General features: G+C 65.0%; 12 protein-coding genes. 5 read left to right on the forward strand and 7 right to left on the reverse strand.

Annotation, left to right across the window (positions count from 1 at the left end; translation table 11 throughout):
- Positions 1-148 precede the first annotated feature (148 nt).
- Positions 149-595 (forward strand): Clp protease N-terminal domain-containing protein, encoded by a 447-nt coding sequence (locus VGG53_RS06500; protein WP_331517188.1) that lies wholly within the window; start codon positions 149-151, stop codon positions 593-595.
- 340 nt (positions 596-935) lie between these two features.
- Here VGG53_RS06500 and VGG53_RS06505 read toward each other — a convergent pair whose 3' ends face one another.
- The 3 genes from VGG53_RS06505 to VGG53_RS06515 are packed head-to-tail and all read right to left on the reverse strand — an operon-like array spanning position 936 to position 3,510.
- A complete protein-coding gene (locus VGG53_RS06505) occupies positions 936-2,105 on the reverse strand; it encodes an amidohydrolase family protein (protein WP_331517189.1) in 1,170 nt (389 codons plus the stop codon).
- Positions 2,102-3,154 (reverse strand): amidohydrolase family protein, encoded by a 1,053-nt coding sequence (locus VGG53_RS06510; RefSeq protein WP_331517190.1) that lies wholly within the window; start codon positions 3,152-3,154, stop codon positions 2,102-2,104. Before VGG53_RS06510 ends, VGG53_RS06505 begins: the two co-directional genes overlap by 4 nt.
- On the reverse strand, positions 3,151-3,510 hold the full coding sequence (locus tag VGG53_RS06515) for a Rieske (2Fe-2S) protein (protein ID WP_331517192.1): 360 nt from the start codon (positions 3,508-3,510) through the stop codon (positions 3,151-3,153). The genes VGG53_RS06510 and VGG53_RS06515 overlap by 4 nt, the downstream gene beginning before the upstream one ends.
- A 101-nt stretch (positions 3,511-3,611) precedes the next feature.
- Here VGG53_RS06515 and VGG53_RS06520 point away from each other — a divergent pair, with 101 nt between their 5' ends.
- The 3 genes from VGG53_RS06520 to VGG53_RS06530 are packed head-to-tail and all read left to right on the forward strand — an operon-like array spanning position 3,612 to position 6,802.
- The gene (locus tag VGG53_RS06520) at positions 3,612-4,838 is read left to right on the forward strand and encodes a cytochrome P450 (protein WP_331517193.1); all 1,227 of its coding nucleotides are present in this window, start codon (positions 3,612-3,614) and stop codon (positions 4,836-4,838) included.
- Positions 4,835-5,992 carry a Zn-dependent alcohol dehydrogenase gene (locus VGG53_RS06525; protein ID WP_331517195.1) on the forward strand — a complete coding sequence of 386 codons (1,158 nt, stop codon included), beginning with the start codon at positions 4,835-4,837 and terminating at the stop codon, positions 5,990-5,992. Before VGG53_RS06520 ends, VGG53_RS06525 begins: the two co-directional genes overlap by 4 nt.
- A gap of 24 nt (positions 5,993-6,016) precedes the next feature.
- Positions 6,017-6,802 carry an alpha/beta fold hydrolase gene (locus VGG53_RS06530; protein ID WP_331517196.1) on the forward strand — a complete coding sequence of 262 codons (786 nt, stop codon included), beginning with the start codon at positions 6,017-6,019 and terminating at the stop codon, positions 6,800-6,802.
- Here VGG53_RS06530 and VGG53_RS06535 read toward each other — a convergent pair.
- The 4 genes from VGG53_RS06535 to VGG53_RS06550 form a co-directional block, all read right to left on the reverse strand.
- Positions 6,729-7,370 (reverse strand): hypothetical protein, encoded by a 642-nt coding sequence (locus VGG53_RS06535; RefSeq protein WP_414688900.1) that lies wholly within the window; start codon positions 7,368-7,370, stop codon positions 6,729-6,731. The two genes, VGG53_RS06530 and VGG53_RS06535, sit on opposite strands and share 74 nt — an antisense overlap.
- A 121-nt stretch (positions 7,371-7,491) precedes the next feature.
- Positions 7,492-9,015 carry a helix-turn-helix domain-containing protein gene (locus VGG53_RS06540; protein WP_331517197.1) on the reverse strand — a complete coding sequence of 508 codons (1,524 nt, stop codon included), beginning with the start codon at positions 9,013-9,015 and terminating at the stop codon, positions 7,492-7,494.
- 119 nt (positions 9,016-9,134) lie between these two features.
- The gene (locus VGG53_RS06545) at positions 9,135-10,355 is read right to left on the reverse strand and encodes a cytochrome P450 (protein ID WP_331517202.1); all 1,221 of its coding nucleotides are present in this window, start codon (positions 10,353-10,355) and stop codon (positions 9,135-9,137) included.
- 25 nt (positions 10,356-10,380) lie between these two features.
- Complete coding sequence (locus VGG53_RS06550) at positions 10,381-11,421, reverse strand: LLM class F420-dependent oxidoreductase (protein WP_331517198.1); 1,041 nt, start codon at positions 11,419-11,421, stop codon at positions 10,381-10,383.
- A 113-nt stretch (positions 11,422-11,534) separates the two neighbouring features.
- Between VGG53_RS06550 and VGG53_RS06555 the strand changes: the two genes are divergently transcribed.
- On the forward strand, positions 11,535-12,973 hold a 1,439-nt coding region (locus tag VGG53_RS06555; protein ID WP_331517199.1), incomplete at its 3' end, for an acyl-CoA carboxylase subunit beta.

Consider the following 12,973-nt stretch of genomic DNA (forward strand, 5'->3'; position numbering starts at 1 on the left):
ACCTCCAGGTCGGACAGCACACCGATCACATGTAACGAGGTGTGCATGAAACCCGGTTCGCTTCACCGGGCCGCGTTCGGGGCAGTAGCTGCTGTCGCCGCGCACGATCCGGACCGGTGGTGATGGGTAGTGCGCGTAGCGTGTTGGCGTGTTCGACGTATTCAGCATGCCAGCTCGCAGCGCTGTCACACGGGCCCATTCTGAGGCCCGCAGACACGGCAACGATTACATCGGTACCGAGCATCTGCTGCTCGGGGTGCTTGAGGGAGGCGGAGACGACGCGGTCGGGAAGACGCTGCGGTCGTTCAGACTCACGGGCGAGGCGATCCGGTCGCGCGTGGAGGACATGATCGGCCCGGTGGGTGAGCCGCAGCCGGGTCATGCGCCGTTCAGCCCGAGGGCCAAGTCGGCGTTGGAGCGCAGCCGGTATGAGGCCCAGGTACCTGGACACGGCCAAGTGGAACCCCCTCATATCTTCGCGGCCTTGATGTGGCAGGACCAGTCGGCGGCGGCGAAGGCAGTCGCCAGCCTGGGTGTGAAACCCACAGCCATCCGCGAGCACGTACTCAGCTACGGACAGAACACCGACGGGTAGGCGGCCGGCCACGCGAGCGCGGCGATGAGCAAGAACACGATGCTGCGCTGAGCTTCACGGGCCGCAACAGCGGCAAACCGCAAGTAGTCGCGGTTCTACGCTGGTCGAACCCACCGACGCTATTCGTTGCTGCCTCGGCCGATCGATCGGGTCGGCGCCGAAATTGCACGGTAAATCTGGACAACCTGCGCCCGGATCGTCCAGACCAAACTTGCGAATCCCATTAGGGCGCGCGCGATCAGTCTCAGTCGTCATGCTCTCGTCCTTCAGCGGTGTTAGGTCACCCTATTTAAGCCGTTGGCAAGGCGGACGTATGACTCGCGGTGTCTGTGCCACCGCCTCAGTCGAAGCTGACGTCGGCGGGCGGTCGATCGCCGGGAAGCGCCTTGACGGTCGACGGCAGCCCATACAGCGCGGTCGCGTTGCCACGCATGATCCGCTCGCGTTGGTCCGCAGGGAACCGGTTGATCGCGTAGGTCGGCGCGTCGTAGCTCCAGTGCGGATAGTCCGTCGAGAACATCAAGTTGTCGCCGAAGTCCATCATTTCCAGATACTCCCGGAACTGTTTGACATCGGCGTCTTCCAGCGGCTGGGTGGTGAACCGGACGTGTTCGCGGACGTACTCCGACGGCCGGCGCCGGACGTGCGGGAGGTCGTCGCGACGGGCTTCCCAGATCCGGTCCATCCGCCACATCACCGGCATCGCCCAGGTGAAACCGCCCTCGACGAACACCACCCGCAAATCCGGATGCCGGTCAAAAGCGCCGTCGAACACCAGGCTCATCAAATGCGAGACGTAGAGCAGCGGCCAGGACGCGAAGAAGTCATGCCAGTGCGCCGGATTGCCGACCGGGTACAGCGGAATCAGCTCGAACGGCGTCTGCCCCATCAGATGCGTGGCCACCGGCAGCCCATTGGCCGCCGCAGCCGCATAGAGCGGATCGAAATGCGGGTTGCCGAAAGGGATTCCACGCGTCTGCGGCGTCATCAACACCTGCGCCATGTACGGATGACCCGCCCACCGTTGTATCTCGCGTGCCGCCAACTCGGGCACCTGCGCGCTGACGCTAATCGATCCGCGCCAGCGGCCGTGTGCGTTGTTGCGGTCCAACCAGACATCGGCGAGCCAGTCGTTGTAGGTGGACTTCAACGCGTGCTCGGCTTGCGGCAGCTGCGCGTCGCACATCGGTTCCAGCGTGGCAATGCTGACTCCAGCGTCGAGCAGCAGTTGTTTGGCGGCATAGTCGGGATCGGTGCCGGCAAAGCCGCCGCCGGGTGGGGCCGCATCGATGCGCATCGACATGGTCTTGTAGGAATCCGGCGTGTCGTAGAAGTGCGGGACCGGGGTGACCGCGTTTCCGGTTGGCCAGATCTTGTCCACCCATTCAGGGGGCGCATAGGACTTGAGGACGTCGGTCGAGACGGGCATCGGGTGCACATCGGTGTCGACAATGGCCACCGCGATCTCATCGTGCTCGGTATCCGGTCCGACTCGTTCGATCGTGGTCATCGGATGCTTCCCTTCGCCGGCGCGGCGAGTCGGTAAAGTTCGCCGGCATTTCGCCACAACACGTTGTCGCGTTGTGCCTCCTCCAGCCCATCGGCGGCCTGCTCGGGTGAGGACGTAGACCAATGCGGGTAGCCCGACCCGTACATCAGCAGATCAGCCTTGCCGGAGAACTCCATCCAGCGTTGCATCTGGCCCAGATCGGTTGGACCGTCCAACGACGACGAACAGAACCGAACGTGGGCGGGCAGATAGTCGCTGGGATACCGGTCGACCCAAGGCGTCTGATCGCGCATCGACAACCAGAAAGTGTCCAGCCGCCACATCAGCGGGGTGAGGATGTCGTAACCGCCGTCGGCGAAGACGAACCTCAGATCGGGGTGACGTCCGAAGACCCCTTCGACGATCAGGGTTGCCAGGTGGACGAAGTAATTCAGCGGCATGAACGCCGCGTAGCCGGGATAGGTGTGAGCGTGACCGGCGAACGTGGGCGGATAGTCGACGCCGTTGCCTCCGTTGATGTGTACGGCTACCGGAAGCCGGTGCGCGGCAGCGGCTTCCCAGATCGGCTCGAACATCGGTTTGCCGTAGGGCTCGCGGGACTGCATCGGAACACCGACTTGCACCAGCTTGGGATGGCCGGCAAGACGCTCGATTTCGGCAACCGCACCCTTGGGGTCCTCCGGATTGACCCGGATGGTGCCGCGGAAGCGGTTCGAGGAATCCGGCTCCAGCCACCGGTCCAGGAGCCAGTCGTTGACCGCGGCACAGATTCGGCTGTTGAGCAGATAGTCGGCAATGTTGCCGCGGGTCAACGGGTTCAGCACGGCGTAATCGACCCCCGCTTCGTCGAAGAGGTGCTGGGCAACGGTCTCGCGATCGGACGCCGGATAGTGCTCGCCGTACAGGTCGTGGCGGTAGTTCCCACCCGGTGCCTGATACCACTGCGCTTCGACGTCGGGGATCGACCGTAGCCGATGGGCGGCAGGTAGGTAGCGCCTGATTTCGGCGTTGTCGCGGAAATGCGGCTGGACGTTGGCGTCGATGATCATGCGGTTAGAAACACCTTCCCGTCGTCGACATCGACGTCGTAGGTGCGGACCCGCCGCTTGGGGTCGGCGAGGTTTTGACCCGTGGTGACATCGAATTCCCAGTTGTGCCAAGGACATCGGATGATCTGGCCGTCGCGGACCCGACGCAGCCCGTCGGGCTCATCTGGCGCGTACTCATTGGTGCCGCCAATCAGGCCCTCGCACAACGGGGCACCCTCGTGGGAGCAGTAGTTGACGATCGCGTGCAGCGAACCGGCGACGTTGTAGACCCCGACTCCGAACTTTCCGACGTCGACAAGCTTCATCGCGCCCGGCGGTAGCTCGTCGAGCGAACACACGAATCGGCGTTCCAGCACGGGTCAATACTGTCCTCGTTACGGTAACCACCACAAGCCATTGGGCTTCGTTGCTATTTATATTATGATAGCGAGATTCCCGGCAGCCCGAAGGAGCGGCAATGACGCTGCGCACCGATCCCGACGACCAGCCCGTCACCCTCGACACCACCGGGGAGACCAGCCCCTATCACTTCTTCGAATACATGCGGCGCACCGATCCGGTCTGGCACGGCTCCTTCATGGATGCCGAACAGATGCCGGAGGAACTGCGGCCGAGCGACGAGTGGGTGCTGTTCGGCTACGACGACGTGTTCCGCGGGTTCCGCGACGACCGCGTCTTCACCTCCGCTGCCTACGACAAGACGATCGGGTTGGTGATGGGTCACACCATCCTGGCGATGGGCGGCAAGGAGCACCACGACCATCGCAGCCTGGTGGCCAAGGCGTTCCGGGCGACCGCGCTGGAACGCTGGGAGCCGTCGGTGATCGGGCCGGTCTGCGACCAGCTGATCGCCGAAATCAAGGACGAGGGTCACGCCGATCTGGTCAAAGCGCTGACGTTCGAGTTTCCGACCCGGATCATCTCCGAACTGCTGGGGCTGCCCCGCGAGGATCTGGATATGTTCCGGCGGCTGTCGCTAGACCTCATCTCGATCTCGACCGACATCATGGCGGGGTTGACCGCCGCCAACGAGTTGCACGGCTACTTCCTCGACCAGGTCGAGCAGCGTCGCCGCAAACTCACCAACGACATCATCGGCGACCTCGTCGCCGCGGAGATCGACGGCGAGAAGCTCACCGACGAGGCCATCATCGCCTTCTTGCGCCTGCTGCTGCCCGCCGGCCTGGAGACCACCTACCGGTCTTCGGGCAACCTGCTCTACCTTTTGCTGACCCATCCCGAGCAGTTGGCGATGGTCCGGCAGGACCGGTCCTTGATTCCGGTCGCGTTCGAGGAGGGCCTGCGGGTGGAGACCCCGCTGACCATGGTCATGCGGACCACCACCGAGGAAGTCGAAATGGGCGGCAAGACAATCCCGGCCGGTGCGCAGGTCGACATGTGCATGGGCTCGGCCAACCGCGACGAGAGTCGCTGGCCCGACCCCAACACGTTCGACATCGACCGGCCGCGCCATGCGCACATCGCCTTCGCCGGCGGAATCCACATGTGCCTGGGCATGCACCTGGCCCGGCTGGAAACGCGGGTGATGCTGAACAGCCTGCTTGACGGCGTCAAGGACCTGGCGTTCGTTGCCGACGACGGCACCGGCGAGGAGGCCAAGATCGTCGGACACATCTTCCGATCGCCCAACAAGCTTCCCGTCACCTTCACCGCGGTGTCATGAAAAGCCGCGCGGCGATCCTGCACGATGTCGGCGGCCCGTGGTCCGTCGAGGAATTCGACCTGGACGCCCCGAAAGCCGGTGAGGTCCTCGTGGAGATGGCCGCCGCCGGGTTGTGCCACTCCGACGACCACATCCTCAAGGGCGACATGTCGGCGCCCAACGAGGTGATGCGGTCTCTCGGGTTGCCCACGATGTTCCCGATGATCGGCGGGCATGAGGGTTCGGGCATCGTGCGCGAAGTCGGCGACGGCGTCACCGATTTCGCACCGGGCGACCACGTGGTGATGTCTTTCGTCGCAGTCTGCGGCCAATGTCGCTGGTGTGCAAGCGGAATCGAGTACCTCTGCGACGTCGGCATCGGCACCATGATCCCGGGCATGCCCACAGACGGCACATTCCGTCACCACACCGCCGACGGCCGGGACCTCGGCCACATCGCCAAGGTCGGGACCTTCGCCGAACACACGGTGGTCTCCACGAATTCACTGGTGAAAATCGAGCAACATCTGCCGTTGGCGCCCAGCGCTTTACTGTCGTGCGCGATCCCGACCGGCTACGGCTCCGTCGCCAACCGCTCCAATATGCGTGCCGGCGATACTGTCGTCGTGATCGGCGTCGGCGGCATCGGCACGGCCGCGATACAGAGTGCCCGGATCAACGGCGCCGCGCAGATCGTCGCCGTCGACCCCGTTGAGTTCAAACAGAAGTCGGCGTTGCGATTCGGTGCTACGCACAGCACCGCAACGGTCGCCGAGGCACTTGATCTGGTGCGGGGTCTGAGCTACGGCGTGATGGCCGATGCCGTTGTGGTTTCGCCGTCGTTGATAACTCCCGAGGATGTCCGCGATGCCGTGCAACTGACCCGCAAGGGCGGCACCTGCGTGCTCACCGGGATGACCTCGCAGCTGACCCGGTCGGTCAAGATCGATCTGCAGGACTTCATCCTGATGAACAAAACGCTGGCGGGCACCATATTCGGCTCGTGCAACCCGAAGGCAGACATCGACCGGCTGGCCAGGCTCTACCAGAACGGCCAGCTGCTGCTCGACGAGATGATCACCAAGCGTTACCGCCTCGACGACATCAACGACGCATATGACGACTTGCTCAACGGTGAAATCGTCCGGGGCATCATCGATTTCGGAGTGGTGTAGCTTCGCTTTCCCGGGAGGACATCCGTGCGTTCGCCGGGCCTGGTTCTCGTCCATGGGGGCGAGCACTCGGCGGATTGCTGGGAGCTCACCATCGACGAATTGCGTCGACGCGCACCGCAGCTGCCGGTGCTGGCCGTGAACATGCCCGGCCACGGCGCGACACCCGGGGATCTGACCATGGTGAGCATTGCCGACTGCGTGCGATCGGCGGTCGGGCAGATCGAGAACGCCGGACTGCGCGACGTGATCGTCGTTGGGCACTCGCTTGCCGGGCTGACAGTACCCGGGATCGTCGCCACGCTGGGCTCCGCGCGAGTGCGGGAGATGATCTTGGCGGCATCTTGTCTACCCGTGCAAGGCCAGGCGATCGTCGACACCCTCGCTGGGCCGCTGGCGTGGTACGTGCGCCGGGCCGTTCGGCTGAGAAAGCCGCCGGCGACAACGCCGAATGCGCTCAGCGCCTTGATCTTTTGCAACGGTATGACGCGCGCGCAGCGCCGCTACACGTTATCCCGGATGCACCCCGAGGCAGCGACAATCATCACCGAACCTGTCGATCGCAGTGACCTGCCCGACGATGTTCCACGGACCTGGATCCTGACCCTGCGGGATCACGCACTTTTTCGACGCACGCAACTGCGCAGCATCGCCGCGCTCGGCGGTGTGCAGACACTGATACCCGTCGACACGTGTCACGATTTGATGATCAGCGAACCCGCACTGCTGGCCGAGATCCTCATCGATCGCTGTCGGTTGCGGTCAGGAGGACAGCCAGTTCCCGTTGCCACCTGGCGTGGCGGGCCCGATTGAGGAGTATCCGGGTGCCGGCGTACAACGCCGCTGCAGCGATGGCCACGCCGAACCAGATCGCGACCGCTGCTGCCACCGCTGCGTCGAAGGCGGTTCTGAGCGGTGGGCCGATGTGGGAACCGTCCTCAGCCACCCAGATGTCAATCGAATCGCCCGTCTTGACTTTAGGAGGCGCCGAGACTGCGCCGGTGTGTTCGGCTCCGGCAGCAAACCATCGGGCAGGCACGGTGACGGTCCGGCCGAACGTATCGTGGCGGACGAACTTGTCGCCGGTGACGGTGGCGGTGACGGTGCGCCGATTCTCGGCTTGGGCGGCGTACAGGTGGCTCCGCGAGTCATAGACCGCGGTGCCCGCGGCGGCGGCGATCAACGCGGCCAGCAGCGATACGACAACAGCGAACACCAAAACCAGTGCCTCGATCCGATCGCCGGTGCGTACCAGCGGGTTGCGGCCAAACAGCCGCAGAAACCGCCACCGTGGCAAGCGCAGCGTGAAGGTGTCCATCGCGGCGTCCTCGTCCAGCCGGTGGCCGGTAAGGCGTTGATGGTCGGGATGCGGGGTGGTCATCGGATATGTCCTGTCGGTGGATAGCTATCACCCCCATGGTGGTGGGTATGGCCACGGCGCGCATTGCCGCAGCGGCACAACGGCGGGCCCGCGCTTTGTTGCGGTTCGACAGCGCCGCCGGCTAATCCATGTCGGTGGCGGCGAGTTCGATCATCATGGCCAGCCGCTTTCTGGCGTCGTCCAATGCCAGGTTGGTGATCTCGGCCATCTTGCGCAGCCGGTTTCGCACCGTGTTCTCGTGCACTCCTAAACGCTCGCCGGCCTCGATCGGGTCGCCCTGGGCCTCCAGCCAGGCCCGCAATGTCGCCACGTAGTCGGTCTCGTGGGCGCGGTCGTGGCGGCGCAGCTCGGCCACCGGCCCACGATTCGGGGAACGACCCGACCGCGATGCGGTGCGCAACCGCTGCAGCAGGATTTCATCCCATGACTCGTCGTAGGCAGGTGGCGTGGGCCGGGACGTCACCTCGTGCAGCGCGAGGCACTCGTCGGCCTCGTCGCGGGCGGCGGCGAGCTCCGCCACCTCGGCCACCCCGCTGATGCCGGCCAACACCGTGACCCGTGCAGGCAGGGCTGCCCGCAAACCGGTGATCCAATGTCGCGCCGCCGCTACCTGGTCGCCGGGAAGCACGGTGTAGACGGTGTTGGCCGCCAAGGCGCTGCGGCCTGGACGTGACCAACCGAACCCGGTGGTGGCGCGCTCGAAAGCCAACAGCAGCGGGGCATCGCGCTCGGCGCCGGCGAACGCTTGGAGTGCGATCACCCGCAATTGGCTATGTGGTAGGCCCAGCCTGCTGACCACAGTGGCGGCGTCAGGGGTGCCCTCCAGCAACCGGATCACCAGTTCGGACTCGATCTGGCGCTCCAGGTCCGCGCTGGCTCGTGACCGCAGGAGGTGCAGGCCCACCGTGTGCACGCCATCGGCCAAGGCGCTGAGCGCGCCGCCTTGCAGTGGCGCCGAACATGCGACCCACACCGACCCGACGAGTTCTCGTCCCGAGCGCACCGCCACCACCATGCGCCCGTTCATGCCATGGGTAGCCTCCGCTGCGACGAACAGTGGTTCGTCGGAGACCGCCAGGTGGGCGAAGACTCCACGGGCCTCGAACAATCCGCGCAGTTGTTCGGGCGTCTGTCGTTCCAGGATTGTCGCCGCCCGCGCGGAGTCGGCGTGCTGCTGCTGCCTCGAATAGGCCAACACACGCAACAGCACATCGTGGATGACTACTGCACCGCCGATGGCGTCGGCCAGGCTGTCCGCCAGTGCGAACAAATCGGTTGGACCACGGCCGGACGCTGTCTCGCGGCCCTCTAGCACCAGCCCGTAGACGACCGCCGCCACTTCACTCCAGGCCATCGCCGCGTCGACAGCCATGATCGCGAGAGCTTCGGGGGCACCCTCGAAAGTCACCTCCTGACCGTCGGCGCGCAGTAGCACGACGGCGGCCCGAGCCGAGACTGCCCACTGCACAGCTTGAGTCGCCGTGTCGGCACCGATGGCCAACAAGACATCGCCGACAACGACGCGGTTACCCGTGGTCTCGTGGATGACGACGCTGCGCAATTCCGTCGTCCGCGGCACAGCTGACCAATTCAGGCGGACTCCGTAATCGCCCAACACATTCACCAAGCGGTCCAATGTGATCACAAGCCGCTCCCCATACCATCGACCACAGCGACATTGCGGTGGCCGTTAACGAACCCTAGACACAATCGGCGGCAGCCGACACACTTCGCGACGGTGCGACGCTGCTTGACCAAGTTCGCTCAGCGCAGCGAGTATCGGACCGGCAGGTGCTTGAGACCACCGACGAACGTCGTCGCCACGGACTGTGGATCCCCGTTCAGCTCAATCGATTTCAGCCGCGGTAGCAATTCGGAAAAGAAGCTGTTGACCTCCATGCGGGCCAGCGCGGCCCCCAGGCAGAAGTGCACGCCGTAGCCGAAAGCCAGATGCTTGTTGGGGTCACGGCCGACGTCGAAACGGAATGGATCGGCGAAGACCTCGTCATCCCGATTGGCCGACACGTAGGACAGCAGCAGTGACTCCCCTGCCCCGATCGGCACCCCGCGCACCGTGGTGTCTTCCGACGCCGTGCGCATGAACTCCTTGACCGGAGTGACCCATCGGATCATCTCCTCGGTGGCCAGCGGCATCAGGTCGAGATCGTCGCGCAGCCGGTGCAGCTGGCCGGGGTTCTCGATCAGGGCATGCAGGCCGCCGGAGATGGTCGCGCTGGTGGTGTCGTGGCCGGCAGTGGCGACGATGAGGTAATAGGACACCGTTTCGATATCCGACAACGGCTCGCCGTCGATGCGGGCGTTGGCGATAGCGGACGCCAGGTCCTCGGTCGGGTGTTCGCGACGCGACGCGGTGACGCCGTTGAAGTAGCCGAACATGTCGAGCAGGGCCGGCAGTTGATCTTCGTTGCTGCTGCCGCGCTTGAACTCGCGGTCGTCGCTGCCGAACAGCTCCTGGGTGAGCTTGAGCATTCTCGGGAAGTCGGATTCGGGGATCCCCAGCAGCGACATGATCACGAACAGCGGGTAGTTCACTGCGACCTCTTGGACGAAATCGCAGTCAGGGCCCACCGCCAACATCTTGTCGACGTAGTGCTTGGCCAGCTCGTCGACCCGGACCTTCAGCGCCCGCATTGCCTTGGGCCGGAACCAATCCGAGCCGATCGCTCGCACCACGCGGTGTTGCGGATCGTCCAGGTGGATCAGCGTGCGCACCCCCGCGGCAGCCTGCAGCTCGTCGCCCTCCACCGTGGTCAGGACCGGGCGTGGCCAGTTGGTGAACAGCGTGTTGTCGCGCTCGATGTCCATGATGTCGGCATGTTTGGTGATCGCCCAGAACGGCCGGTAGTTCGGCACCTCGACCCGGGAGACCGGGGCATTGGCCCGCAGATGCGCCAGTGCCGCATGCAACTTCGGCTCGTCGGTGTATGCCAGCGGGTCGGCAAGGACCTTGGCGGCGTCATCCATCGTCGGTGTGCTCATGGACAGCTCCTCATCGACGCAACTCGTGCAACACCGCGGTCACGGTGTCTGCGGAAACGGTTCGGGGAAACGACGGCATCACCCGGTCGATGACGCCGTCGCAGCGGTCCTTGAGCGCGGCCGCAAGTTTGTCCGTCGTAGCGACCACGGCGAACGCGTTCAGGATCTCGTCGTCGATCAGCGTCGCCATCGCGTCCCATTCCCCCTGCAGCGACAGCTGATGCAGTTCGGTCGCCACGTCACCCCAGCCGTGCAGTTCAAGGACTTTGCGGTATGCCGGCGTCGACCCGTAGAACGCGATCTGCTTGCGTACACCGGCGACGCCGGCACTCATTTCGGCGTCGTCGTTGCCGGTGACCACGAACACCGGACAGGAAACCTGGAACGCGCTGCGATCACGACCCGAGCGCTGCAGGCCACGCTGCACCGCGGGCATGGTGATCTCGTGCAGATACCGCCGCGTCGTGAAGGCATGTGCCAGAACGCCGTCCGCGACCTCACCGCACATGTCGGTCATCGCCTCACCGACCGCGGCAATGAAGATCTTGGGCGCGGCGAAGGGTTGCGGCTCGGGCGTGAACATCGGCGTCATCAGCTTGTGGGTGTAGAACTCGCCTTCAAACCGCAGCCGGGTGCCGTCCTTCCACGCCGACCAGATCGCATGCAGCGCAAGCACGAATTCGCGCATCCGGGCCACCGGATGGCTCCAGGGCATGCTGAATCGCTTCTCGATGTGCGGCTTGACCTGGGTACCCAACCCCAGCATGAAGCGGCCCTGCGAGTAGGTCTGCAGATCCCAACCGAGGTTGGCAACGATCATCGGGTTGCGCGCGAATGCCACCGCAATGCTGGTGCCGAGCTCGAGTCGCGTCGTGTGTTCGGCGGCCAACAGCAGCGGCAGAAAGGGATCATGGTTGATCTCGCCGGTCCAGCACGCGTCGTAGCCCCGCTGCTCGAGTTCGCGCGCCAGCTCCGGCACGCGAGCCAGGTCGGTGAAGACGCCGCCGTCGACCTTGAGGCCGCGCGCTTGTGTTGAGCGCTCCAGCGTCATACTCGTGAAGCTACAGTAAGCAATTCGGTAGGGTCAATGTCGATAGCGGCGTGCCTGGCAGACGCTACAGTAAGCACTTCAGTAGGTGGCGGCCGACGAGTGAGGACGTGCCAATGACGAAGCCCCCCGACTGGCAGGAGACGCTCGACGACCTCGAACGTCGCCGCCGGCACACCCGGGCGATGGGCGGTCCGGCACGACTGGCCAAGCACCACGACAAGGGCAAGCTGGATGCCCGGGCGCGCATCGATCACCTTCTCGACCCGGGGACGTTTCGCGAACTCGGCACGTTGGTCGGCGGTGAGACCGCCGCCGACGGCATCGTCGTCGGGTCCGGCCTGATCAACGGCTCGCCGGTGATGGTCGGAGCCGAAGACTTCACCACACTGGCCGGCAGCATTGGGCCCGGCGGGAACTCCAAGCGTTACCGCATTGCCGAACTGGCGCTGCGCGACAAGATTCCGTTGGTGATGCTGCTCGAAGGTGCGGGCTTTCGACCCACCGGCGGGCACTACGGGCGTTCGCCGACCGATCTACTCGCTCAGGCGCAATGTTCGGGCCGGGTCCCCACCGTCGCCGCGGTGTTGGGTCCGTCGGCCGGGCACGGTGCGCTGGTGGCGCCGGTGTGCGATTTCCGAATCATGAGCGCGCACGGCGCCATCTTCACGGCAGGGCCTCCCGTCGTCAAAGAATCCACCGGAGAAGACATCTCGAAGGAGGATCTCGGCGGGCCCGACGTCGCCTTGCCCAGCGGGGTGATCCACAATGTCGCCGAGGACGACGAAACCGTCCTCGACGACATCCGCCGCTACCTGTCGTACTTCCCGTCCAGTGCATGGTCATACCCCTCGCCGCTGCCCGATGACGAGACGACGCGGCCGCGGCAGACACCGGAGTTGACCGAGATCATCTCGCGTGACAATCGCCGCGTCTACGACGTGCGCGCAGTGCTCGACGTGATCTTCGACCGGCCGGACTGGTTCGAGGTGCAGCCGCGGTTCGGCAGGGCAATCATCTGCGGGCTGGCCCATCTGGGCGGCCACCCGGTCGCGGTGGTGGCCAACCAGCCGCAGGTGCTGGCCGGCTCGATCGACGCCGACGCCGCGGACAAAGCGGCGCATTTCATCATGGTGGCCGACTCGTTTCACCTCCCAATCGTTTTCCTCGCCGACAATCCCGGCATGTTGCCCGGTAGCCGGTCCGAGCGCAGCGGCGTGCTGCGGGCCGGTGCCCGGATGTTCGCCGCGCAGACCGCGGCCAGCACCGTGAAATTGCATGTCACGTTGCGCAAGGCGTATGGGTTCGGCTCGATGGTCATGTCGCTGTTGAGCTTTGACGGCCAGGGCGCGACCTTCGCCTATCCCGGTGCGACGATGGGCGCGATGAGCGCGGCGGCGTTGAGTAAGGCGTCGCACGCCGGCGACGACCTCACCGCGAAACTGCGCGATGCGGAGCTGCAGGCGTCCTACCGCTCCGCCGAGCACATGGGTTTCGACGAGCTGATCGATCCCCGCGAAACACGCGACGCGCTGATAGCTTCACTGCGGCGAGG

It is taken from the genome of Mycobacterium sp., from assembly GCF_036490025.1.
Classification (GTDB): domain Bacteria; phylum Actinomycetota; class Actinomycetes; order Mycobacteriales; family Mycobacteriaceae; genus Mycobacterium.

What these genes read in the sequence shown, in the direction of transcription:
- VGG53_RS06505 (WP_331517189.1), bottom strand. Translation starts at nt 2,105, where the DNA reads ATGACCACGATCGAACGAGTCGGACCGGATACCGAGCACGATGAGATC.
- VGG53_RS06510 (WP_331517190.1), bottom strand. Translation starts at nt 3,154, where the DNA reads ATGATCATCGACGCCAACGTCCAGCCGCATTTCCGCGACAACGCCGAA.
- VGG53_RS06520 (WP_331517193.1), top strand. Translation starts at nt 3,612, where the DNA reads ATGACGCTGCGCACCGATCCCGACGACCAGCCCGTCACCCTCGACACC.
- VGG53_RS06525 (WP_331517195.1), top strand. Translation starts at nt 4,835, where the DNA reads ATGAAAAGCCGCGCGGCGATCCTGCACGATGTCGGCGGCCCGTGGTCC.
- VGG53_RS06535 (WP_414688900.1), bottom strand. Translation starts at nt 7,370, where the DNA reads ATGACCACCCCGCATCCCGACCATCAACGCCTTACCGGCCACCGGCTG.
- VGG53_RS06545 (WP_331517202.1), bottom strand. Translation starts at nt 10,355, where the DNA reads ATGGATGACGCCGCCAAGGTCCTTGCCGACCCGCTGGCATACACCGAC.
- VGG53_RS06550 (WP_331517198.1), bottom strand. Translation starts at nt 11,421, where the DNA reads ATGACGCTGGAGCGCTCAACACAAGCGCGCGGCCTCAAGGTCGACGGC.